Consider the following 22,912-nt stretch of genomic DNA (forward strand, 5'->3'; position numbering starts at 1 on the left):
TCAGGGCGTGCGCCAGTCGTCGTTCTGGAGGGCGCCGCTGGCCTGCGGGCCCATGAGCAGCATGCCGCCGTCGACGACGTAGGAGGCGCCGGTGACGTAGCCAGCGGCCGGGGTGGCCAGGAAGGCGATCACGGAGGCCACCTCGTGCGCGTGGCCCGGCCTGCCCAGCGGGTAGCCGGGGCGGGGCTGCTCGCGCGGGTCGGCGTCCTCCTGGCCCGTCATCGGCGTGGAGATCTCGCCGGGGGCCACCGAGTTCACCGTGATGCCGTACGGCGCCAGCTCCAGGGCGAGCGTCTTGGTCAGCATGCCCAGCCCGGCCTTGGCCACGCAGTACGGCCCCGCGCCCACCCGGGGCGCGTGCTCGTGCACGCTGGTCACGTTGATGATCCGGCCGCCCCGGCCCGCGGCGACCATGTGCCGGGCGGCCCGCTGCGCGCAGAGGAACGCGCCGTGGAGGTCGACGTCGAGCACCGCGCGCCAGTCGTCGAAGTCCAGGTCGAGCAGGGGCGTCGACGAGCCCGTCCCGGAGGCGTTGACCAGCACGTCCAGCCCGCCGAGCGCCTCGGCGGCCGCGTCGACGGCGCTGGCCGCCGTGGGCAGGTCGGTCAGGTCCATCCGGGTGACGAAGGCCGACACCCCGGCGGCCTCGACCTCGCGGGCGGTCGCCTCCGCGCCCTCCCGGTCGGTGTGCCAGGTGATGCCGACGTCGACGCCCCCGCCCGCGAGGGCGACGGCGGTGGCCCGGCCGATCCCGGAGTCGGCGCCGGTCACCAGCGCGCGCAGCGGCGCGCCGCGGCGGTCCTCCGGCAGCGGGGCTGCCATGGCGGTCTCCTCTCAGCGCAGCCGCAGCGGGTCGAGCGGCAGCGGCTCGTCACCTTCCCGGTGGTGCAGGAGGATGCCCTCGCGCAGCGTCAGCGGGCACAGCTCCACTTCGGACACGTCGAGGGTGCGCATCATGCTCCTGGCCACGATCGCGCCCGCCAGGACGTACGGGGCGCGGGCGGCGGAGATGCCGCGCAGCCGGGCCCGCCGCGACGAGGGCATGTCGGCAAGCCGGGGGATCCACTTGTCCAAATCGGACAGCGTGAGGACGCGGCGGGCGTCGGCGCCCGCCCCCAGCGGCGGCGCGCCCGCGAGCCTGCCGAGCTGCTGCAGGATCCGGGAGGCGGCCACGGCGCGGTCGAAGTCCGGGTCGCCCACGACGTCGTCGAGCGAGCGCCGCACGTGCCGCTTGAGCCTGCGCAGGTCCTTCTCCGTCGGCGGGTCCTTGTGCAGGAACGCCCTGGTCAGGGTGCCAGCGCCCAGCGGGAGCGACAGGGCGGCGTCGGGCACGGTGTCCTCGCCGTAGACGATCTCGCTGGTGCCCCCGCCGATGTCCAGCAGCAGCATCCGCCCGGACCCGCCCGCCCAGTGCCGCGCGGCGTGGTAGGTCAGCCAGCCCTCCTGCGGCCCGGTGAGGAACTGCGGCCGCAGCCCCACCGAGCGGTACACCGCCTCCACGACCTCGTCGCGGTTGGCCGCGTCCCGCACGCACGACGTGGCGAAGCAGAACAGCTCCCGCACGCGCAGCTCGCGCGCCGCGCTCACCGTCGCCCGGGCGGCCCGCACGACCCGCCGCACGCCGCGCTTGGTCAGCACGCCGTCCGGTCGGATCTCCCGGCCCAGCCGCGTGGGGTACTTGTACGCGGCGGTCAGCGGACCGTCGTCGGCCAGTTGCAGGCACGCCGAAACCGAGCCGATGTCGATGACGCCAACGCGGCCGCTCACCCGGGAACTCCCTCCTCCTAGGGGAGCCACAATCATTCCCGGTTATTACCCTGACCGGAACGACCCAAACGCGTGGTTCTCGTCCCACCGGCCGATCCGAAGTGGAAGTCAGCCCGCCGTCATGCGGATCCCCTTGGCCCCGTTGGACAAGGTCATGGTTTGTCCGTCCGTGCTCACTTCGGCCTTGCCGTCCATGACCGCGACGATGGCGTCCTCCACGGCCATGACCTCCGGCGCGCACGCCATCCGGGTGAGGACGGGCGGCTCGAACACGATCGCGTTCCCGGTCATCCGGTAGGTCGCCCCACCGGTGTTGCAGCCGGTGTCGACGGCCACCCGGTCCGCGCTGAACGTCAGCGTCGCCCGCGTGGGCACCGACGAGGCGACCTCGCCCTCGACGAGGGTGTCCACGACCCAGGTCGTGCCCAGCAGCGGCGGGACGGTCTCCCTGGCCATGACCAGCTCGGTGTCGTTCGCGGTGAGCACCAGCCGTTCGCCGTCCATCCGCCAGGCGGGCGACGCGGTCAGCAGGCCCGCCAGCCACTCGTCCTGCGCGTGCCGGGCCGGGTCGCAGCCCATCTCGGTGACGGACAGGTCCCGCACCACGACCTTGCCGCCGCCGGTCTCGACGGGCCCGCTCATCGTGTTGCAGCCCGCGCTCGCCAGCAGCCTGCCGTCGTCGGTGAACTCGACGCGCACCCGCGTGCCCTCGACCAATTCGTGCCCCGACTGACTGACGTAGACGCCGGTAGGGCCTGCCGCGCCCGGTCCGACGCCCACGGGAGTGCTGCCCTCCCCGCACGCGGTCATGGCCACCAGCAGCACCAGTACGCCGACAAGAGTCTTCATGCACCCAGGACGGAAGCGGCCGCCCCCCGGGTTGCCCGGCGTCTGTCACCCGATGGTGTGGGAACAGGCGGGGCGGGAGCGCTCTTCCCTCAGGTGAATCCTTTCAGTAACATCAGGTTCTCCTGAGTTCACCCAGCACGCATGGCGTGATCGGCGCACGCCTGTCGTCCCCCGACAGGAAGGCTCCGAGCGTGAAACGCAGGATCGCTGTCGCATGCGCTGTCGCGGCCACAGCCCTCGCCGTCACCCCACCCGCCCACGCCGCCCCCGACTTCACCGTGCTCGTCTTCAGCAAGACGGCGGGCTTCCGGCACGACTCCATCCCGGCCGGTATCTCCACCATCCAGCAGTTAGGGCAGCAGAACAACTTCACCGTCGAGACGACGGAGGACGCCGCCCAGTTCACCGACACCAACCTCGCCCGGTTCGACGCCGTCGTCTGGCTCTCGACCACCGGCGACGTCCTCAACAGCAGCCAGCAGGCCGCCTTCGAGCGCTACATCCGCGCGGGCGGCGGCTACGCGGGCGTGCACGCCGCGTCCGACACCGAGTACGACTGGCCCTGGTACGGCGACCTCGTCGGCTCCTACTTCGCCAGCCACCCCGCCCCGCAGCAGGCGACCGTCGACGTCCATGACCGTCAGCACGCCTCCACCGCGCACCTTCCGGCGCAGTGGAGCCGGTTCGACGAGTGGTACAACTACCGCGACAACCCGCGCGGGCGCGTGCACGTCCTCGCGACGCTGAACGAGAGCACCTACTCCGGCGGCACCATGGGCGCCGACCACCCCATCGCCTGGTGCCACGGCTTCGACGGCGGCCGCTCCTGGTACACCGGCGGCGGCCACACCCGGGAGAGCTTCGCCGAACCCCTCTTCCGCGATCACCTGCTCGGCGGCATCCGCTACGCCGCGCAGGGCACCGGCGGCTGCGGGGCCGCGCCGAGGTTCACCCAGGTCACGCTCGCCAAGGGCGTCGCAGAGACCGGCGAGCCGATGGGCATGACCGTCCTGCCCAACCGCGGTGTCCTGCACACCTCGCGCGACGGCACGGTCCGCTACACCGACGTCAACGGCAATACCAAGGTGGCGCTCACCCTCCCCGTCTACACCCACGACGAGGAGGGCCTGCAAAGCATCAAGGCGGACCCGGGCTTCGCCACCAACCGCTGGGTCTACCTCTACTACGCCCCGCCCCTGTCCACCCCGCCCGGCGACGCCCCGGCGACCGGCACGCCCGCCGACTTCGCCCGGTTCGCGGGGGTCAACCGCCTGGCCCGCTTCACCGTGCGCGCCGACCACACGATCGACCCGGCGTCGGCGGTCACCGTCCTGGAGGTGCCGACCAGCCGCGGCCTGTGCTGCCACGTCGGCGGCGACATCGACTTCGACGCGGCTGGCAACCTGTATCTGTCCACAGGGGACGACACGAACCCGTTCGACTCCGGCGGCTACACCCCCATCGATGAGCGCGCGGGCCGCAACCCGGCCTACGACGCCCAGCGCACCTCGGCCAACAGCAACGACCTGCGCGGCAAGATCCTGCGCGTGCGACCGTCGGCGGGCGGCGGCTACACGATCCCGGCGGGCAACATGTTCGCCCCGGGCACCGCGAACACCCGGCCCGAGATCTACGCGATGGGCTTCCGCAACCCGTTCCGCATGAGCGTGGACAAGGCGACCGGCGTCGTCTACGTCGGCGACTACGGTCCCGACGCGGGCACCGCCGACCCCGGCCGCGGCCCGGCTGGCCAGGTCGAGTTCAGCCGGATCACCGGGCCCGGCTTCCACGGCTGGCCCTACTGCTCCAGCTTCAACGACCCCTATGTCGACTACACCTTCCCGTCGGGCCCCTCGGGCGCGGCGTTCGACTGCGCGGGCGGCCCGGTCAACGACTCGCCCAACAACACCGGCATCCGCAGGCTGCCGCCCGCCCAGCGCGGCTGGCTGCCCTACACCGGGTCCACCCCGCCGGAGCTCGGCGGCGGCTCGCTGTCGCCGATGGCGGGCCCGGTCTACCGCTACGACCCGGCCCTGAACTCCAGCGTGAAGTTCCCGGCGTCCTACGACGGGCTGTTCTTCGCGGGCGAGTTCGGCAGGCGCTGGATCAAGACCGTCGGCACCGGGACCACGCCCGGCCCGATCGCGGCGTTCCCGTGGACGGGCACGCAGGTCATGGACATGGAGTTCGGGCCGGACGGCGCGCTCTACGTCCTCGACTACGGCACCGGCTGGTTCGGCGGCGACGCCAACTCCGCCGTCTACCGCATCGAGCACACCACCGCGGCGGGCCGTCCGCCGGTCGCGCAGGCCGCGGGCACGCCGACCTCGGGCCGCGTGCCGCTGACGGTGGCGTTCAGCTCGGCGGGCAGCGGCGACCCCGACGGCGACCCGATCAGCTACGCCTGGGACTTCACCACAGACGGCACGGTCGACTCGACCGCGCCCAACCCGTCCCACACCTACACCGCCAACGGGTCCTTCACCGCCACGCTGACCGTCAGCGACGGCACCAGGACGGCGTCGGCGAGCGTGCCGATCTCGGTGGGCAACAGCGCGCCGACCATCCGGATCGAGCTGCCCGCGAACGGGCAGACCTTCGCCTTCGGCGACGAGGTCTCGTTCCGGGTGGTGGTCGCCGACGCCGAGGACCCGGCCGTCGACTGCTCCCGGGTGAAGGTCGACTACATCCTCGGCCACGACACCCACGGCCACCCGATCACCAGCGCCACCGGCTGCTCGGGCGTGCTGCGGACGACGGCGGACGGTGAACACGACGTCAGCGCGAACATCTTCGGCGTCGTGAACGCCGAGTACGCCGACAGCGGCAGCCCGCCGCTGACCGCGCGGGCCACCGCGATCCTGCAGCCGCGCACCCGCCAGGCCGAGCACTTCGGCGCGCAGAACGGCATCACGGTGGTGGACAAGGCCGCCGCGGTCGGCGGCCGCGCGCTGGGCTACATCGACAACGGCGACTGGGTGTCGTTCACCCCGTACTCCCTGGCGGGCGTCACGTCCTTCACCGCGCGGGTCGCCTCGGCGGGCGCGGGCGGGACGCTGTCCCTGCGCACCGGGTCGCCGACGGGCCCGCTGCTGGGCTCCGTCGCGGTCGCGCCGACCGGCGGCTGGGAGAACTTCGTGACCGTCTCCGGCTCACTCACCCCGCCCGCCGGGACGCACACCCTGTACCTGGTGTTCACCGGGGGCGCGGGCAGCCTGTTCGACGTCGACGAGTTCGCCTTCGGGCAGGCGTCGCCGCCGTCGGAGGACGTCGCCCGGAACCGGCCCGCCACGGCGTCGAGCGTGGAGTCGGCGGCCTACCCGGCGTCGGCCGCGGTGGACGGCGACCCCGGCACCCGCTGGTCGAGCCAGTTCGCCGACCCGCAGTGGATCCAGGTCGACCTCGGCGCCACCGGCCCGGTGAGCCGGGTCAAGCTGACCTGGGAGACCGCGTACGGCTCCGGCTACCAGGTGCAGATGTCGACCGACGGCGCCACGTGGACGACCGTCCGCACGGTGACCGGGGGAGACGGCGGCGTCGACGACCTGACCGGCCTCGCCGCCTCCGGGCGCTACGTGCGCGTCCACGGCACGGCCCGGGCCACCGGCTGGGGCTACTCGCTCTGGTCGTTCGAGGTCTACCGCTAACGGCCGCCTGCCCGGCGGGGACGACCCGCCGGGCAGGCTCTCCGCGTTACCCGATCACCCCGCGGTCAGCGCGAGGTCGTCGAGGACGAACGAGGTCTGGAGCGACCAGTCCTCGCTGCCGGTGAAGCTGATCGTCACCGTCTGGCCCGCGTACGCGCCGACGTCGAACGACCGGAGGGTGTAGCCGGACTCGTCCACATTGGAGTACGTGGCCAGCGTGGTCGAGCCGATCTTCACCGTGAACGTGTCGTACACCGTGGAGCCGGACTCCGACGAGACGATCTTCAGGTACAGCGACAGGGTCGACTCGGTGCAGCCCGCCGGGATCGTGACGCTCTGCTGCAGCGTCTCGGTCTCGGTGTAGCCGTAGCCGCTGATCCACGACGACCGGGTGCCCGAGCGCGGGGCGCCCGTGCCGGTCCAGCTGTAGATCGTCCAGGTCGCGTTGGACCAGCCGGTGGTGCCGCTCTCGAAGCCGGGGTTCACCAGCTTCTGCCCCGGGCTGGCGCAGTCGCCGCCGCCGCCGTCCTCCTTCTCGATGATCCAGGTGAACGTGGTGCTCGCGCTGCGTCCTGCGCTGTCGGTCACGGTCGCGGTCACCGAGTACGAGTCGGCCACCGTCGGCGTGCCCGAGATCAGGCCGGTCGACGCGTTGACCGACAGGCCGGTCGGCAGCCCGGTGGCCGACCAGGTGTAGGGCGTGCTGCCGCCGGACGCGGCCAGCTGCAGGCTCGCCGGGGAGCCGACGACGTCCTGCTGCGTGCCCGGGTTGGTGATGCTCGGCCCGGACGGCTGGCCGGTGGCGACGTAGAGCAGCCGGTTGGGCGAGCCGCTGCCCGGGTTGGTGATCTTGTTGGGGGTCGACGCCGAGATCATCGCCGAGGCCACCTGCGCGGGCGTCAGCGACGGCGACGCGCCCAGGATGAGCGCCGCGCCGCCCGCGACGTGCGGGGCGGCCATCGACGTGCCGCTGATGGTGTTGGTGGCGGTGTCGCTGGTGTTCCACGGCGCGGTGATGTCCTGGCCGGGGGCGAAGATGTCGGTGCAGGTGCCGTAGTTGGAGAACGACGCGCGGGCGTCCGTCCGGGTGCTCGCGTTGACCGTGATGGCCTCCGGAGTGCGGGCGGGGGTGAAGTTGCAGGCGTCGGCGTTGGAGTTGCCGGAGGCGAGCGCGTAGGTGACGCCGGAGGCGATCGAGTTGCGGACCGCGTTCTCCAGGGTGGTGTTGGTGCCCGACGCGCCGAGGCTCATGTTCGCCACGGCTGGCCTGGTGGCGTTGTTCGTCACCCAGTCCACGCCCGCGGTGACCCCGGCGAGCGTGCCGGAGCCCTGGCAGTTGAGGACCTTCACCGCGACCAGACGGACGCCCTTGGCCACGCCGTGCGCGGTGCCGCCCACGGTGCCCGCGACGTGGGTGCCGTGCCCGTTGCAGTCGGTGTTGTTGCTGTCGACGGTGTTCGTGCCCCACGTCGCCCGGCCACCGAAGTCGGCGTGGGTGGTCCGGATGCCGGTGTCGATGATGTAGGCGGTGACGTTCGACGCGGTGTTGGGGTAGGTGTAGCTGTTGTCCAGTGGCAGATCGCGCTGGTCGATGCGGTCCAGGCCCCACGACGGCGGGTTGGGCTGGGTGTCGGCGACGCCGACCACGCCGTTCTGCTCGACGTAGGCGACGCTCGGGTCCGCGGCGAGCTGTCTGGCCGCCTTGGCCGAGAGTCTGCCCGCGAACCCGCGCACGGCGTGCCGGTAGGTGTGCTCGACGGAGGCGCCGTACTTGCGCGCCAGATCGCTGGTGGCGGTGTCGACGCTGGTGACGGCAGCGTCCTTGAACACGACTATGTAGCTGTTGGGGATCGCGGCGGGGTTGTCGGTGCCCAGGACAGTGCCCTCGGCGGCGGCGGCGGGCGAGGCGAGAACGGCGAACGCGGTGGCGGCGGCTGTGCCCGCCACGGCCAATCGGCGCGGCAGGGCTCGGCGAACAGGTCCCATGGAAGTGTTCTCCCTGGTTCGGTGCGAGCACCGGCGGGCGGGGAGTGACCGCTCGTCGGTGGCAGGGTGAGGAACTGTCCGCGCGAACGATTTGCACGTTAGACGAGGTATAACCGGAATACCATTGCCATTATTGCCACTGAGACGTTGGCACCAATCCCCGTTCAAACGAAGGACGGACCGGGGCCTACGCCCCGGTCCGTCCGTTGTGGACTGTACGGCTAGTGCGCCATCTCGGCGGCCAGCCGCTCATCGCCGCTCTGCGTCTTCAGCGGCTTCTCCTTGATGAACAGCACCGCCACCAGCGCGGCCGCCGCGAACGGCGCGCCGATCAGGAACAGTTCGGCCGTGGCCGACGCGTAGATGTCGGCGACCACCGCGCGCACCGGCTCCGGCAGGGTGGCCAGGTCCGGCACCTCGCTGGTGCCGCCGCCCGCGGCAGCCGGGCCGAAGCGCTCGGTCATCTGCCTGGTCACCGAGTTCGCCAGCACCGCGCCCAGCGCGCTCACGCCCACCGCGCCGCCGAGGCTGCGGAAGAACGTCAGCGTGGAGGTGGTCGTGCCCAGGTCCTTCGCTGGCACGTCGTTCTGCGCGGCCACCACCAGGTTCTGCATCAGCAGGCCGACGCCGATGCCCAGCACCGCCATGTGGACGGAGACGACCAGGACGCTCGTCGCCGCGGTGATCGTCGACAGCAGCACCATGCCCGCCACCATCACCGCGCCGCCGGAGACGAGGTAGACCTTCCACTTGCCGTAGCGGGTGATGAGCTGCCCGGCGACCGTGGACGACACCAGCAGGCCGAGGATCATCGGCAGGCTCATCATGCCCGCCTCGGTCGGCGTCTTGCCCAGCGCGATCTGGAAGTACTGCGACAGGAACACCGTCCCGCCGAACATCGCCACGCCGACCAGCGTGCTCGCCAGCGTGGTGAGCGTGACCGTGCGGTTGCGGAAGATCGTCAGCGGCACGATCGGGTCGGTCGCCCGCGACTCCACCCACACCGCCAGCGCCAGCAGCACCACGCCGACCGAGACCAGCAGCGCGGTCCAGCCCGACGCCCACGGGAATTGGTTGCCCGCCAGCGTCGACCACACCAGCAGCGTCGACACGCCGCCGACGATGAGCGCCGCGCCAAGGTAGTCGATCTTGACCTGCTTGCGCACGACCGGCAGGTGCAGCGTGCGCTGGAGCAGCACGATCGAGGCCAGCGTGAACGGCACGCCGATCAGGAAGCACCAGCGCCAGCCCAGCCAGGAGGTGTCGACGATGACGCCGCCGATCAGCGGACCGGCGATCGTGCCGACGCCGAACACCGCGCCGAAGATGCCCGCGTAGCGGCCCAGCTCACGCGGCGGGATCATCGCCGCCATCACGATGGTGGCCAGCGCCGTCATGCCGCCCGCGCCCAGGCCCTGCGCGATGCGGCTGGCGATGAGCACCTCGACGTTGGGCGCGAGCCCGGCGATGAGCGAGCCGACCACGAACAGGCCCAGCGACAGCTGGATGAGCAGCTTGCGGCTGTAGAGGTCGGCGAGCTTGCCCCACAGCGGGACGGTCGCCGTCATGGCCAGCAGCTCGGTGGTGACGATCCAGGTGTAGACCGACTGCGAGCCGTTGAGGTCGGCGACGATGCGCGGCAGCGCGTTGGCCACGATCGTCGAGGCGAGGATCGCCATGAACATGCCGAGCATCAGCCCGGACATGGCCTGGAGGATGTCCCGCCGCGAGGTGGGCGCGCTCGATGGCGGGTCTTGCGTGATGGACATGGGCGTCCTCGGGTGTGGTGTCGACTGGGGATCAGCGCGGATCGGGCAGGCCCGTCGCGAGCAGGTGGAAGGACTCGTCGAGCAGCTCGCCCAGCGCGGGCGGCTCCGGCAGCGTCGACCAGCGGGTCAGTGCCACCCGGAAGGCAGCGCCCGCGGCGGCGGCGAGCAGCAGGGGATAGGTGTCGGTCACGGCCCGGCCGGTGCGCTCGGCGATGCCTGCCACGATCTGCCGCTCCGCCTCCGCCCCGCCCGCGAACGCCTTGGCCATCAGCTCCGGGTGCCGTTCGAGCACCGCGATGTGCAGCGTCCACAGCTTGTGGTCGCTGGCCAGCTCGGTGATCTCGGCCTGCAGCGCCAGCCGCAGGGCCTCGACCGCGCCGAGGTGCGCGGGCGCGTCGGCGATGCCCGCCCTGATCCGCGCCCCCGACTCCGGGTCGGGGCCGACCAGGGCGTCCTCCTTGGTGGCGAAGTAGTTGAAGAACGTGCGCGGGGCGACGTCGGCCCGCCGCGCGATGTCCTCCACCGTCACGTGGTCGACGCCCCGCTCGTGGACCAGCTCCAACGCCGCGCGGACCAGCGCGGAACGCGTCTGGCGCTTCTTGCGGTCGCGGAGGCTCACGGCGTCCAGGGTAGCCGGAAAAAGTGCGCGTTGTGCAAGTTTGCAGTGACTGCGCATGCTGTGAGATAGGCCATTCGGTTGCTATCGGTGGTTTAGACCAACTCCTACTGTGGTCCAGACCATAGGAGAGGAGAGGCATGTCCCGAGGCAGATGGGCAGCGGGCGCGGTGGCCGTCGCGCTGCTCGCGACCGCGTTCGCCGCCGCGCCCGCGCAGGCGCACCGCAAGGACGGCGACCGCGTGGTCGGGTACTACACCCAGTGGAGCGGCTACGGCCGCAACTTCCTGATCAGCGACCTGGTGAAGAACGGCACCGCCCAGCGGCTGACGCACCTCAACTACGCGTTCGGCTTCCTCGACGAGCAGGGCCGCTGCGTCAGCGCCGACCCGTGGGCGGACTACCAGCGGCCGTTCACCGCCGAGCAGAGCGTCAACGGGAAGGAGGACGTCGCCGGGCAGCCGCTGGCGGGCAACCTCAACCAGCTGCGCCAGCTCAAGCAGCGCTACCCGAGGCTGCGGGTGCTCATCTCGCTGGGCGGCTGGACCGGCTCGAAGTACTTCTCCAACGCCGCCCTCACGCCCGAGTCCCGCGCCGAGCACGTGCGCTCCTGCATCGACATGTGGATCAAGGGCAACCTGCCGGGCGCGGCCCCGGGCGCGGCGGCGGGCATCTTCGACGGCATCGACCTGGACTGGGAATGGCCCGGCAGCGAGGCCGCGCCCGGCAACGTCGTGCGGCCCGAGGACAAGGCGAACTTCACCCTGCTGGTCCGGGAGTACCGCGCCCAGCTCGGCAAGCGCGCCGACCTGACCGCCTTCCTGCCTGCCAACCCGGGCATGGTCGAGCGCGGGTTCGAGGTGCGGAAGGTCTTCAAGGAGCTGACCTTCGCCACCATCCAGGGCTACGACTACCACGGCTCGTGGGATTCGGTGACCAACCAGCAGTCGGCGCTGCGCACCCCGCGCGGCGGCCCGACGGACCCGGACTTCAGCGGCCAGGTCGCCATCGGCGCCTACCTCGACCGCGGCGCGCCCCGGCACAAGCTGGTGCTCGGCGTGCCGTTCTTCAGCCGAGGCTGGACGGGCGTCTCCGGCGGCGGCGACGGGCTGTTCCAGCCCGCCACCGGCCCGGCCCCGGCGACCTGGGAGGCGGGCTACGAGGACTACAAGGTGCTGAAGACCAAGCTGGACGAATTCACCGTCCACCGCGACAACCGGGCGGGGCACGCCTGGCTGTTCGACGGCACCACCTTCTGGACCTGGGACGACCCGGTCGAGATGCGGCGCAAGGCCCGCTTCATCTCCGACAACCGCCTCGGCGGGGCGATGATCTGGTCCCTCGACGGCGACACCGCCGACGGCGAGCTGATCCGCGCCCTCCACAGCGGCCTGCGCTGCTGAGTGGAACCAACCCCCGGCCCGCGGTGTAGATAGGGGCGAGACACACACCGGACAGGGAGCGGATCGGATCGACGACTCGGAAGCCGTGGCCAGGGTGCGCGCCGGGGACGTGGGCGCGTACGCCGCACTCGTGCGCGCCCACACCGCCCCCGCCCTCCGCGCCGCCCTCCTCTTCGGCGCGGGAGCGGACGCGGAGGACGTCGTGCAGGAATCCCTGGTCAAGGCCTACCGGGCCCTGCCGACCTTCCGCGCAGACGCCCCCTTCCGCCCCTGGCTGCTGCGCATCGTCGCCAACGAGACCCGCAACGCCGTGCGCTCGCGCCGCAGACGGGGGATGACCGAGGCCGCGGCGGCCGAGCCGGACCTCCCGGCCGACCCCGCGGCCTCGGCCGCCGCCCGCGCCCGCCGCCGAGAACTCCTGACCGCCGTCGCCGCCCTACCCGAGCGGTACCGCCAGGTGGTCACCTGCCGCTACCTCCTCGACCTCGACGAACGCGAGACGGCGACCGTCCTCGGCCTACCCCGGGGCACAGTCAAGTCCCGCCTCTCCCGCGCCCTGCGCACCCTGCGGTCGACCCTGTCGGAGACCGCCCATGTCTAACCCGCTCACGGCGACCCAGCCTCGGAAGCCCACTGGACCAACCCGCGCGGGGAGCGTAGGGGCCGCACGGACTGGTCGGCCCCTGCGTCCGCCCGCGCAGTCTGGCCGCCGGGGACGCGCCTTGCGTGCGCCGGACCGGACGCCGCACCGCCATCCGGCCCCTTCCAGCCTCCGTGTGTCGGAGGCGACTGATCCGCTGGAAGTCGGGCTGTGTGAGCTAGTCCCTGGCTCCGATCCTCTCCCGCCCGCGCCGCTGTCCGCGCAGGTCGGCCTCCGTGCCGGGGAGGTGGTCGTGGCTGATCGGTTGGAAGTCGGGCTGTGTGAGCCGGGTTGGTCCCCGGCCCCGATCCCTCCCGCCCGCGCAGGCCAGCCTCCGCGCCCAGGAGGTGGCCGTGACTGATCCGCTGGAAGTCGAGCTCCGCGAGCTGGGCCGGTCCCTGGACGCCCCGGTGCCCCCCGGCCTCCCCGCCGCCGTGATGGCGCGCGTCTCCGCCGAGCCCACCCGCCCCCGCCTCCACACCTGGTTGAGCAAGCGCTGGCGGGCACTCGTCGGCGGCCTGACCGCCGTCGTCCTCGTCGGTGCCCTCACCCCGCCCGTGCGCGCGGCCGTCGCCGAGTGGCTCGGGTTGGGGGCCGTCCAGGTCCGCACCGGCACCGGCGCCCCACCCTCGTCCGCCCCGCCGCCCCCGACCGCCACCGGGACGTCCCTCGCCGACGCCCGCGAGAAGGCCGCCTTCCCCGTCGCCGTCCCCGCCCGCCTGGGCGAACCGGACTCCGCCGAGGTCTCGCCGGACGGTCAGGTCGTCTCCCTCTCCTGGCACGACGGCGCCATCCGCCTCGACCAGGTCGCAGGCGCCCTCGCCCCGTACTACATCAAGACAGTCCACGCTCAAGTCCACATCACCACGGTGCGCGGCGGTGAGGCGCTGTGGTTGGCGACGCCGCACGAACTCGTCGTCGCGGGCCCCGGCGGTGAGCGCACCGAGCCGCCGCGGCTGGCCGGGGCCACGCTGATCTGGCAGTCCGACGGCGTCACCCTCCGCCTGGAGGCTGACCTCACCCTCGACGAGGCCCGCGCGATCGCCGAGTCCTGACCGGGAACCTCCCCCGCCCGCGCGGTGTATCCCCGGCAGACAACCAGGAGGTCCCCATGCGTTCGCTCGTCCTGATGTTCCTCGTCGCCGTCGGCTTGGCGGTCGGCGCCGGTCCGGCCGCCGCGGGCGGACCGACCAGCGTCCTGCTCGCCTCGCCGTGGGAGAGCCGCGCCACCGCCCTCTACCACGACGACACCGAGTACACCCTGCTCCAGTCCATCCTCGACGACGGAGAGACCACCGAAGCGTCCACCGACGACGGCCCCTACGTCACCGTCACCTGGCTCGTGCACGACGTCCACATCTGGCGGACCGACCGCATCGTGCTCGGCGCCGGGGTCGTCGAGACCACGCTGCTCATGGGCGGGACCGACGAGCCCAAGCCGGTGTGGCGCAAGCTCAACCAGCCCGACCGGCTCACCACGCTGCTGCGCGACCTCGGCTTCACCGGCGCCGAGTCGCCCGCGACGACCACCGAGGTCGCCGTGGCCCCCGCGGCCCAGCGGGCGCCGGTTCCCGTCGTGACGGAACCCGACGCCCGCTGGGAGTGGGGGATCGGCGGCGTCCTGCTGGGCGCGCTGGCCACCGGCCTCGTCGTCCGCGCGCGGACGGTCAGGGCAGGGCGTTGAGGAACGGCTCGTGGCTGTTCTGGAACTCCCAGCCGTAGTAGCGGTCCCAGTTGATCGACCACGTCATCAGCCCGCGGATCGCCGGTGACGCCCCGCCCCGCAGCGTGTAGCCGCCGCAGTTCTGGTTGCGCGCCAGGCAGTTCAGCGCCTGGTGCACGGCGGCGGGCGCGGTGTGCCCGTTGCCCGCGCTGACCGCGGCGGGCACGCCGAAGGCGATCTGGTCCTCGCGCAGGCCGGGGAAGCGGTGGCCGGTGCTGGCCACCGTGAACCCGGCCTTGACCATGTCGGTCATGGCGATGTGGAAGTCCGCGCCGCCCATGGTGTGGTACTGGTTGTCCAGCCCCATGACCGGCCCGGAGTTGTAGTCCTGCACGTGCAGGACGGTCAGCGCGTCGCGCATCGCGTGGATGACCGGCAGGTACGACCCGGTGCGGTTGTCGCCGCCGCCCGCGCCGCCGTAGAACTGGTAGCCGACCTGGACGAAGAACGTCTCCGGCGCCATCGTCAGGATGAACCGGCTGCCGTAGCGGGCCTTCAGGCTCTTCAGCGCGGAGATCAGGTTGACGATGACCGGCGTGGTCGGGTTGCGGAAGTCGGTGTCGCCGCGGTTGAGGTACAACGAGTGGCCCTCGAAGTCGATGTCCAGCCCGTCGAGGCCGTAGCGGTCGATGATGGCCGACACCGAGCTGACGAACCGGTCCCGCGCGGCGGTCGTGGTCAGCTGGACCTGGCCGTTCTGGCCGCCGATCGAGATGAGGACCTTCTTGCCCTTGGCCTGCTTCGCCCGGACCGCGGCGATGAACTCGGCCTCGCTCTCCACGTTCGGGCACTCGGCGACCGGGCACAGGCTAAACCGGATGTCGCCGGAGGTCACGCTGGTCGGCTCGCCGAAGGCGAGGTTGATGATGTCCCACGCGTCCGGCACGTCGGCCATGCGCACGTACCCGGAGCCGTTGGCGAAACTGGTGTGCAGGTAGCCGATGAGCGCGTGCTTGGGCAGTCCGCTGTCGACGCATCCCGTCGTGGTCGCGCTCGCCTCGGGGCTGCGCGCGGACTCGCCGTTGGCGTTGTAGGCGGTGACGGTGAACGTGTGCGTCTCGCAGGACCCGAGGCCGGTGACGGTGGCCGAGGTCCCGCTCGTGGTCGCGCGCAGCGTCGTGCCCTCGTACACCCGGTATCCCGTCGCGTCGGTCACGGCGGGCCAGGACAGCGCGATCGAGTTGTTGGTGACGGCGCCGGTGGTGGGCCTGCCGGGCGCGGCGGGCACGCCGGGCTCGGGGCCGCCGCCGGGGCCGTCGAAGCTGACGTCGTCGGCGTAGTAGGTGCCCGAGCCGTACCAACCGTGCAGGTACAGCTGGGCGGTGGTCTGGTTCGCGCCGGTCGTGAAGCTGACCGACAGCCGGGTGTACGCGGTCGCGCCCGTCCAGGTCGACGGGCCGCCGGTCACGCCGAGGTAGACCGGGTTCCCGCGCACCCAGGCCGACACCTCGTACGTCGTGTTCGGCACGACCGAGACGGTCTGGGTGCAGCGGGCGTTGTCCGACGCGGTGGCGTTGCCCGCCAGCGCGTGGCTCCCGGTCCGCGCCGCGCTGGCCACCGACGCGGACGTGCAACTCCACCCGGTCAGGTTCCCGGCCTCGAACCCAGGATTGACCAGCAGATTGGCGGCGTTCGCCGAACCGGTGGCGGCGGCGAGCCCGCCCGCGGTGAGCGCCAACACCGCGGCGACCGCGATGCCCCGGCGGCGAACGAGGACGTGGTTCATCGACGACCTCCTCCAGCGGCGCGCAGGGAAGCGCCGCCTTCGGATATTGTCTAGACCAATTATCGCGTCTTGTCCATACCGAGCAGGTCCCGCCATCCGGGGATGTCGGCGTCGGTCCACTCGGAGACGACCTGCGCGGGGAAGCTCAGCGGCGGGGCCGTCCTCGGGTCGTCCCTGGCCCGGTCGACGATGGCCTGGCTGATCGCCGTGCCCAGGTCCAGCCACGGCAACAGCTCCTCGACCTCCGCCCGCATGTCGTGCGAGATCTCGTTGAGCCGCAACACATCCGCCCCCGTTCCGGCCTGCACCAACGCGACCTCCGGCCGCATCCGACCGGGGATCCCCGGGCTCGTGTGCAGCGCGATCGCCTGCCACACCACCTCAGCGGTGGTCTCGTCGACCCCCCGCCCCCGCAGGAACTCCCGCGCCGCGTCCGCCCCGTCAACCTCGAACCGCTGCCCTGTGGACACCGTCAACCCGACGTCGTGCAACACGCATCCGATGAACAGCACCTCCAGATCGACGTCCACGTCCCGCCCGATCTCCCGCGCGTACACGAAGGTCCTGACGACGTGGTTGAACAGGTAATCCGGATGGGTGCTCTTCGCCAAATCCCAAGCGGCCCGCGCCAGTTCGGTGTCCGGCAACCGCAACTCCTCGTACATACCCCCATCGTCGCCCCCACCCGCCCGCCGAACGAGAATCCCAAACGCCCCTCACCGCTAAGATTCGGTCATGCACCGAGTAGCCGTCCTCGCCACGGACGGGGTGGTCGGCTTCGAGCTGGGCATCCCCACCCTGGTCTTCGCCACCGCCATCCACCTCATCGGCGCCCCCCGCTATTCGGTCCGCATCTGCACCCCAAACCCCACCACCCCGGCTGTCGCCACACCCGCTCCCGCCGTTCCTCCTGGCACACTTCCTCCCGCCACACTTCCTCCCGCCACACATGCCCTCACGGCGCATGCCCCCACCGCCCCCACCCCGCCTGCTCCCGTGACGCCCGCTGCCGCCGCCCACGCCCCCACTGCGCCTACCGCCGCTCGCCCGCGCGCGACCACGGCCCCCACCCTCACGACCCCCACCCTCACCGCCGCCGCTGCCCCCCACGCACCCCCGCCCGACCCGAACGCGCCCCACGCAGCCTTCGCCCGCGCGATCTCACCCGGCCCGGCGGCACCCCCCGAGGCTCCACCCCACGCGATCTCGCCCGACCTGAAGCCATCCCACGGCGTCCCACCGCACGCGATCTCGCCCGACTCGAACGCACCCCACGGCGCCCCACCCCACGCGAACCCGTCCCACCCGAACGCACTTCAGGGCACCCCCGCGACCTCGCCCCACCCCGGCTACCCCCACCCGGCCCCAGCGCACGCGACCCCACCCCACACGGCCGGGCCCCACCCGAACCCACCCCGCACCGCCACGGCCGAGGCGGGCCGCTACGCCATCCACGCCACCTGCGACCTCGACGACCTCGCCGCCGCCGACACCCTGATCCTCCCCGCCCGCGCGGGTTTCGCCGACGAGCCGCCCCCGGGCGTCCTCGACGCCATCCGCGCCGCCGCCGCCCGCGGCGCGCGCATCGCCTCCATCTGCACCGGCGCGTTCGACCTGGCCCGCACCGGCCTCCTCGACGGCAAGCGCGCCACCACCCACTGGCGCTTCGCCGACGAGCTCGCCCGCCGCCACCCTGCGATCACCGTCGACCCCGCCGTCCTCTACGTCGATGAGGGCGACATCCTCAGCTCCGCGGGCGCCGCGGCGGGCATCGACCTGTGCCTGCACCTGGTCCGCCGCGATCACGGCGCGGCGTTCGCCGCCGAGGTGGCGCGGGCGATCGTCGCCCCGCCCCAGCGCGACGGCGGGCAGGCGCAGTACCTGCGCCACCCCGACCCGGCCGACCCCGACCGGTCGCTGCGCCCGACGCTGGACTGGTTGCGCGCCAACCTCTCCGCGCCCGTCACCGTCCCCGCGATCGCGCGGCACGCGGGGCTGAGCCCGCGCGCGCTGACGCGGCGGTTCCAAGCCGAGGTCGGCGCGCCGCCGTTGCGGTGGCTGCTGCGCGAGCGGGTGCGGCGGGCGCAGCACCTGCTGGAGACCACCGACCTCGCCGTCGACCGGGTCGCCGCGGAGTCCGGGTTCGCCACGGCGGTCACCCTTCGGCACCACTTCACCCGCGTCGTCGGGACGTCTCCCCAGTCGTACCGGCGCACGTTCCGGGCGTAGGCGGCGCGTCGGCCCGCGGCAGGCTGTTTTTCCGGCCTAACGTAAAGGATCTTGAAATCGTTCCGCCGAACAGACCAAATCGGACAGCGGGTTTGTTCACCCGAAGAGAACAACGAAACTGGTCTGTTCGGCCTACTCTAGCGCTTCGCGGCGGGCCTTCGCGCGCCGCTTTCCCTCATGCATCGCCTGCACTCGCGCGACGGGGATCGTGTGGCCTTCCTCGATGAGGTCGGCGGGCAGCGTTTGGCGTGCGGGCATGGCTTCCGCCCACGGGTCGCCGCTGATCAGCTTCGGGACGGTGTGGATGGTGAAGTCCGCGGGCGACACGGAGTCCAGATCGGACCACGCCACCGGGAACGACACCGGCGTCCCCGGCCGCAGCCGCGGGCTGTACGCCGACACGACCGTCACCCCACCCGACCGGGTCGCGTCGAGGAACACTTTGCCTTCGCGGTCCTCGCGGATGAACGCGGTCGTCGCCAACGCCGGGTCCACGCGCTCGGCCCGCGCGGCGATCGCGCGCGTGGCGGCGGCGACGTCATCGATCTCGTGCTTCTCGATGGGCACGAACACGTGCACGCCCTTGGCGCCACTGGTCTTGACCGTGCCCTCCAGACCTGAGTCCGCCAACGCCTGGCGGACCAGCCGGGCGGCAGCGACGACGGTCGAGAACCCCGCGCCCTCCGGCGGGTCGAGGTCGATGCAGATGTGCGTCTGGTCCCAGGTTCCCGCGTAGGTCAACGTCGTGTGGTACTCGATCGCGCGCTGGTTGGCGAACCACAGCAACGTCTTGCGGTCGTCGCAGACGGCGTAGGAGATCTCCCGTTTGGACGCCTCCGCCCACACCTTGACTGTCTTGACGTAGTCCGGCGTGTACTTCGGGACGTTCTTCTGCATGAACGGCCCCTGTCCACGCAGCACGCGCACGACCGACAGCGGTCGGTCGCTCAGCACGGGGATGATCCGCTCGCGCATGGCGTCCACGTAGTCGACGAGGTCCCGCTTCGTCGCGCCCGCGCCGTCGAACAGGGCCTGGTCGAGATTGGTCAGCGGGACACCGTCCCGCTCCTCGCCGCTCATGCGCCCACCCTGCCCACGATGCCCGACGCGGTCAACTCCGTCGCAGCCGTACCGCGAGCACCGCGGCCGCGAGGATCCCGAACGCGATTCGGGTGACGTCGACGGCGGGCACCCACCGCGCGTCACCGTCGCGCACGACGAACGCGCCCACCGGTCTGCTGGTCAGGCCCAGTCCGTGCCCGGTCAGCGGCCCCTCCTGACCGCCGCCGCCACCGCCGGTCACCGCGGCGGCGCGCAGCACGGTCACCCCGTCGCGCTCGTACGGCTCCGCCCAGACCAGCTCCACGCCTCCATGCTGGCCGATCGCCCGGGTCGGTGGACACCGCCGCCGTGCCCTGCCGGAAAACCGGTAGCCACCGTAAGTAATCATGGAGGCATGAGTGCGACAGTGGTGGCCAAGGGACTGGCCGCCGGACACGGCGACCGCCTCCTGTTCACCGACCTCGACCTCGTGGTCGCGCCCGGCGACGTCGTCGGTCTGGTCGGCGTCAACGGGGCGGGCAAGTCGACCCTGTTGCGCACGCTCGCCGGGCTGCAGCCCGCCGAGGAGGGCGTCGTCACCCTCAGCCCGACGAGCGCGACCGTCGGCTACCTGCCGCAGGAGCCGGACCGCCGCCCGGGTGAGACGGTCCGCGCCTTCCTGGCGCGCCGCACCGGCGTCGCCGACGCGCAGGCCGCCATGGACGCCGCCGCCGAACGCCTCGCCACCAGCGCCCCCGGCTCCGATGACGAGTACGCGCTCGCCCTGGACCGCTGGCTGGCCCTCGGCGGCGCGGACTTCGACGAACGTGCCGAGGAGATCGCCGCCGATCTGCGGCTCGACCAGGAGATGGTGTCGCTGTCCGGCGGTCAGGCCGCGCGCGCCGGTCTGGCGTCCCTGCTGCTCAGCCGCTACGACGTCATGCTGCTCGACGAGCCCACCAACGACCTCGACCTCGCGGGCCTGGAGCGGCTGGAGCGGTTCATCGAGGGGCTGCGGTCGGCGACCGTGCTGGTCAGCCACGACCGCGAGTTCCTCGCCCGCACCGTGACCCGCGTGGTGGAGCTGGACCTGCACCAGAACCAGGTCGCCGAGTACGGCGGCGGCTACTCCGCCTACCTGGAGGAACGCGAGCGGGCCCGGCGCCACGCGCGCGAGGAGTACGAGGAGTACGCCGAGACGCGGGCCGGTCTGGAGGCCCGCGCGCGGCTGCAGCGCAACTGGATGGAGAAGGGCGTCCGCAACGCCCGGCGCAAGGCGACCGACAACGACAAGTTCGTCCGCAAGTTCCGCGCTGAGACCTCGGAGAAGCAGGCCGCCAAGGCCCGCCAGACCGAGCGCGCCATCGAGCGGCTGGAGGTCGTCGAGGAGCCGCGCAAGGAGTGGGAGCTGCGGATGACCATCGCGTCCGCGCCGCGGCCGGGCGCGGTGGTCGCGGCGGTGCGCGAGGCCGTGGTGCGCCGGGGCGGGTTCACCCTCGGGCCGGTCTCGCTGGAGATCGGCTGGGCCGACCGGGTGGCGATCACCGGGGCCAACGGGTCGGGCAAGTCGACGCTGCTGGGAGCCCTGCTCGGACGCGTCGAACTGGACGCGGGGGAGTCCTACGTGGGTCCCGGGGTGCGCGTCGGCGAGGTCGACCAGGCGCGCGCCCGGTTCTTCGGCGAGGAACTGCTGGTCGACGCGTTCGGCCGCGAGGTGCCGGACTGGCCGACGGCCGAGGTGCGGACCCTGCTCGCCAAGTTCGGGCTGACGGCGGACCACGTGCTGCGGCCAGCGACCACGCTGTCGCCGGGGGAGCGGACCCGCGCGGGCCTGGCCCTGCTGCAGGCGCGCGGCATCAACCTGCTCGTGCTCGACGAGCCGACCAACCACCTCGACCTGCCCGCGATCGAGCAGTTGGAGTCGGCGCTGGCGGAGTTCCCGGGCACCCTGCTGCTGGTCACCCACGACCGGCGCATGCTCGACGCGGTCCACGTGACCCGCAGGGTCGAGGTCAGCGACGGCCGCGTCACCGAACTGTGAATACCAGTCGGACGGCGGTTGTGATCACTCTTTCGGCCTAGCGTCGAAACTTTCCCTGTCGCTTTCCGTCAATGACGTTTAGTGGCTTGACGGCATTCTCTGAAACCGGCGTGCCCGTGTCTTGACAGTCCCGCTCGGCTGCCGCTAGCGTCCGCTTCCGGATCATGACGGACAGTCCGATTCGTCCGGACGCCGGACCCTTTTCGCCGTTGCTGGAGGCCTGTGGTTTCGCAGGTAGGAGCGCATCCGACGGCCTTGTCCCGCAGTCCGTTGAAACAGTGACGAATAACACTGGGCGGAAAGGTAGACAATGGAAACGATCGACATGGACTCGCGCCGTGCTGTGGCCGGGGTATTCAACTCCGCGGTGGCCGCCTCGGCGATCGGAGCCGCCTGGGAAATCGGTGCTTTAGACCATTTGAACGAACACGGAAAACTGGATGTCGCCCAGTTCGCCGAGGACAACGACCTCGACGTCGACGCCACCCACGCCCTCTTCCAGGCCCTGGCCTCGGTCGGTGTCGTCGAGCGCACCGGAGCGCACGTGCTGACCGGCAGACACTTCGCCGAGACGCTGCGCGCGCGATCGCTGTTCCACTGGCTGATGCAGGGCAGTGGAGCCCTGTTCGCGGCGATGCCGTCGGTGCTGCGCAAGGCCAACCGCACGGGCCGCTTCTACAGCCGCGACGCCGCGGCCATCGGCTACGCCTGCCGGGAGATCAACGCGAGGTTCTTCGACCCGGTGTTCTGGTCGGCGATGGCCGGTCTGGACTTCCCCGTCCGGCGGGTGGCGGACCTCGGCAGCGGCAGCGGGCAGCGGCTGCTGGAGATCGTGCGGGCGAATCCGGGCGCGACCGGGATCGGCGTCGACATCGCCGCGCCGGTGTTGGAGTTCTCGGCGGGCGAACTGGCCGCCGCGGGCCTGGCCGACCGCGTGACGTTCATCGAGGCCGACGTGCGGTCGCTGGACCCGCGCCCGGAGTTCGCCGACGTGGAGCTGCTGACCTGCTTCATGATGGGCCACGACTTCTGGCCGCGCGCGAACTGCGTCGCCACGCTGCGCAGGCTGCGCACCGTCTTCCCCAACGCCCGCCGCTTCCTGCTCGGCGACACCGCCCGCAGCACGGCGCACGCCGACACCGACGTCCCGGTGTTCACGCTGGGCTTCGAGGTCGGCCACGCGCTGATGGGCGTGCGTCTGCCCACCCTCAACGACTGGCTCGGCGTCTTCGAGGAGGGCGGCTGGCGGTGCGCGAAGACGCACCTCATCGAGACGCCCGCCGCGTCGGCGATCTTCGAGCTCGAACCCGCCTGACCGGCGCGCCTCGGGGCCGGGCGGCGACAGGGCCGCCCGGCGGAGAGGGCAGGATTCGAACCTGCGCGGGCCAGAGGCCCTTCCTGCGAGCAGGAACCCGTTAAGCCGCTCCGGGCACCTCTCCTTGTCCTTGCTGGAACCAGTCTGCCTCCCCGGGCTG

18 protein-coding genes and 1 tRNA gene are annotated in these 22,912 nt (G+C 72.0%); 8 read left to right on the forward strand and 11 right to left on the reverse strand.

The annotated features are described in order from the left end of the window. The 3 genes from IEY98_RS23860 to IEY98_RS23870 form a co-directional block, all read right to left on the reverse strand. Entirely contained in the window at positions 1 to 822 is an 822-nt protein-coding gene (locus IEY98_RS23860) for an SDR family oxidoreductase (protein ID WP_189212838.1), read from the reverse strand. 12 nt (positions 823 to 834) lie between these two features. Continuing rightward, entirely contained in the window at positions 835 to 1,767 is a 933-nt protein-coding gene (locus IEY98_RS23865) for a Ppx/GppA phosphatase family protein (RefSeq protein ID WP_189212839.1), read from the reverse strand. 108 nt (positions 1,768 to 1,875) lie between these two features. Beyond that, positions 1,876 to 2,616 (reverse strand): META domain-containing protein, encoded by a 741-nt coding sequence (locus IEY98_RS23870; RefSeq protein ID WP_189212840.1) that lies wholly within the window; start codon positions 2,614 to 2,616, stop codon positions 1,876 to 1,878. A 191-nt stretch (positions 2,617 to 2,807) separates the two neighbouring features. On the opposite strand from IEY98_RS23870, the gene IEY98_RS23875 reads away from it, so the two are divergent. Further along, complete coding sequence (locus IEY98_RS23875; protein ID WP_189212841.1) at positions 2,808 to 6,263, forward strand: ThuA domain-containing protein; 3,456 nt, start codon at positions 2,808 to 2,810, stop codon at positions 6,261 to 6,263. A 54-nt stretch (positions 6,264 to 6,317) separates the two neighbouring features. Here IEY98_RS23875 and IEY98_RS23880 read toward each other — a convergent pair whose 3' ends face one another. From IEY98_RS23880 to IEY98_RS23890, 3 genes are all read right to left on the reverse strand, one after another. Continuing rightward, on the reverse strand, positions 6,318 to 8,249 hold the full coding sequence (locus IEY98_RS23880; protein ID WP_189212842.1) for a S8 family serine peptidase: 1,932 nt from the start codon (positions 8,247 to 8,249) through the stop codon (positions 6,318 to 6,320). A 221-nt stretch (positions 8,250 to 8,470) separates the two neighbouring features. Next, positions 8,471 to 10,018, reverse strand: a complete 1,548-nt coding sequence (locus tag IEY98_RS23885; RefSeq protein ID WP_189212843.1) for an MDR family MFS transporter — start codon at positions 10,016 to 10,018, stop codon at positions 8,471 to 8,473. A gap of 31 nt (positions 10,019 to 10,049) precedes the next feature. After that, on the reverse strand, positions 10,050 to 10,637 hold the full coding sequence (locus IEY98_RS23890; protein ID WP_229787307.1) for a TetR/AcrR family transcriptional regulator: 588 nt from the start codon (positions 10,635 to 10,637) through the stop codon (positions 10,050 to 10,052). Between the two features lie 137 nt (positions 10,638 to 10,774). On the opposite strand from IEY98_RS23890, the gene IEY98_RS23895 reads away from it, so the two are divergent. From IEY98_RS23895 to IEY98_RS23910, 4 genes are all read left to right on the forward strand, one after another. After that, positions 10,775 to 12,037 carry a glycoside hydrolase family 18 protein gene (locus IEY98_RS23895; protein WP_189212845.1) on the forward strand — a complete coding sequence of 421 codons (1,263 nt, stop codon included), beginning with the start codon at positions 10,775 to 10,777 and terminating at the stop codon, positions 12,035 to 12,037. A gap of 85 nt (positions 12,038 to 12,122) precedes the next feature. Further along, on the forward strand, positions 12,123 to 12,638 hold the full coding sequence (locus tag IEY98_RS23900) for an RNA polymerase sigma factor (RefSeq protein ID WP_229787309.1): 516 nt from the start codon (positions 12,123 to 12,125) through the stop codon (positions 12,636 to 12,638). A gap of 392 nt (positions 12,639 to 13,030) precedes the next feature. Then, complete coding sequence (locus tag IEY98_RS23905; protein WP_189212846.1) at positions 13,031 to 13,732, forward strand: hypothetical protein; 702 nt, start codon at positions 13,031 to 13,033, stop codon at positions 13,730 to 13,732. Positions 13,733 to 13,788: 56 nt separating this feature from the next. Further along, positions 13,789 to 14,361 carry a hypothetical protein gene (locus IEY98_RS23910; RefSeq protein WP_189212847.1) on the forward strand — a complete coding sequence of 191 codons (573 nt, stop codon included), beginning with the start codon at positions 13,789 to 13,791 and terminating at the stop codon, positions 14,359 to 14,361. Here IEY98_RS23910 and IEY98_RS23915 read toward each other — a convergent pair. Together IEY98_RS23915 and IEY98_RS23920 are read right to left on the reverse strand one after the other, a co-directional pair. Next, positions 14,345 to 16,126 carry a chitinase gene (locus tag IEY98_RS23915; protein WP_189212848.1) on the reverse strand — a complete coding sequence of 594 codons (1,782 nt, stop codon included), beginning with the start codon at positions 16,124 to 16,126 and terminating at the stop codon, positions 14,345 to 14,347. The genes IEY98_RS23910 and IEY98_RS23915 overlap by 17 nt on opposite strands. Before the next feature lie 59 nt (positions 16,127 to 16,185). Next, on the reverse strand, positions 16,186 to 16,791 hold the full coding sequence (locus tag IEY98_RS23920) for an HD domain-containing protein (RefSeq protein WP_189212849.1): 606 nt from the start codon (positions 16,789 to 16,791) through the stop codon (positions 16,186 to 16,188). 70 nt (positions 16,792 to 16,861) lie between these two features. Between IEY98_RS23920 and IEY98_RS33175 the strand changes: the two genes are divergently transcribed. Beyond that, positions 16,862 to 18,355: a GlxA family transcriptional regulator gene (locus IEY98_RS33175; protein WP_268244604.1), complete on the forward strand. Its 1,494-nt coding sequence runs from the start codon at positions 16,862 to 16,864 to the stop codon at positions 18,353 to 18,355. A gap of 132 nt (positions 18,356 to 18,487) precedes the next feature. On the opposite strand, the gene IEY98_RS23930 is transcribed toward IEY98_RS33175, so the two are convergent. Then, positions 18,488 to 19,435: a DNA polymerase domain-containing protein gene (locus tag IEY98_RS23930; protein WP_189212850.1), complete on the reverse strand. Its 948-nt coding sequence runs from the start codon at positions 19,433 to 19,435 to the stop codon at positions 18,488 to 18,490. A 31-nt stretch (positions 19,436 to 19,466) separates the two neighbouring features. Then, a complete protein-coding gene (locus tag IEY98_RS23935) occupies positions 19,467 to 19,721 on the reverse strand; it encodes a hypothetical protein (protein ID WP_229787311.1) in 255 nt (84 codons plus the stop codon). A 90-nt stretch (positions 19,722 to 19,811) separates the two neighbouring features. On the opposite strand from IEY98_RS23935, the gene IEY98_RS23940 reads away from it, so the two are divergent. Together IEY98_RS23940 and IEY98_RS23945 are read left to right on the forward strand one after the other, a co-directional pair. Next, positions 19,812 to 21,437 (forward strand): ABC-F family ATP-binding cassette domain-containing protein, encoded by a 1,626-nt coding sequence (locus IEY98_RS23940; RefSeq protein WP_189212851.1) that lies wholly within the window; start codon positions 19,812 to 19,814, stop codon positions 21,435 to 21,437. A 418-nt stretch (positions 21,438 to 21,855) separates the two neighbouring features. Next, the gene (locus IEY98_RS23945) at positions 21,856 to 22,752 is read left to right on the forward strand and encodes a class I SAM-dependent methyltransferase (protein ID WP_229787313.1); all 897 of its coding nucleotides are present in this window, start codon (positions 21,856 to 21,858) and stop codon (positions 22,750 to 22,752) included. A 40-nt stretch (positions 22,753 to 22,792) separates the two neighbouring features. On the opposite strand, the gene IEY98_RS23950 is transcribed toward IEY98_RS23945, so the two are convergent. After that, positions 22,793 to 22,876: transfer RNA gene (locus IEY98_RS23950), tRNA-OTHER, on the reverse strand. Positions 22,877 to 22,912 lie beyond the last annotated feature (36 nt).

This window comes from Actinokineospora fastidiosa (assembly GCF_014648415.1).
In the GTDB taxonomy this organism is placed as follows: domain Bacteria; phylum Actinomycetota; class Actinomycetes; order Mycobacteriales; family Pseudonocardiaceae; genus Actinokineospora; species Actinokineospora fastidiosa.

Coding starts and splice junctions, on each gene's coding strand:
- IEY98_RS23870 (WP_189212840.1), bottom strand. CDS start 2,616: ATGAAGACTCTTGTCGGCGTACTGGTGCTGCTGGTGGCCATGACCGCG.
- IEY98_RS23860 (WP_189212838.1), bottom strand. CDS start 822: ATGGCAGCCCCGCTGCCGGAGGACCGCCGCGGCGCGCCGCTGCGCGCG.
- IEY98_RS23940 (WP_189212851.1), top strand. CDS start 19,812: ATGAGTGCGACAGTGGTGGCCAAGGGACTGGCCGCCGGACACGGCGAC.
- IEY98_RS23910 (WP_189212847.1), top strand. CDS start 13,789: ATGCGTTCGCTCGTCCTGATGTTCCTCGTCGCCGTCGGCTTGGCGGTC.
- IEY98_RS23920 (WP_189212849.1), bottom strand. CDS start 16,791: ATGTACGAGGAGTTGCGGTTGCCGGACACCGAACTGGCGCGGGCCGCT.
- IEY98_RS23880 (WP_189212842.1), bottom strand. CDS start 8,249: ATGGGACCTGTTCGCCGAGCCCTGCCGCGCCGATTGGCCGTGGCGGGC.
- IEY98_RS23915 (WP_189212848.1), bottom strand. CDS start 16,126: ATGAACCACGTCCTCGTTCGCCGCCGGGGCATCGCGGTCGCCGCGGTG.
- IEY98_RS33175 (WP_268244604.1), top strand. CDS start 16,862: ATGCACCGAGTAGCCGTCCTCGCCACGGACGGGGTGGTCGGCTTCGAG.
- IEY98_RS23885 (WP_189212843.1), bottom strand. CDS start 10,018: ATGTCCATCACGCAAGACCCGCCATCGAGCGCGCCCACCTCGCGGCGG.
- IEY98_RS23895 (WP_189212845.1), top strand. CDS start 10,775: ATGTCCCGAGGCAGATGGGCAGCGGGCGCGGTGGCCGTCGCGCTGCTC.
- IEY98_RS23930 (WP_189212850.1), bottom strand. CDS start 19,435: ATGAGCGGCGAGGAGCGGGACGGTGTCCCGCTGACCAATCTCGACCAG.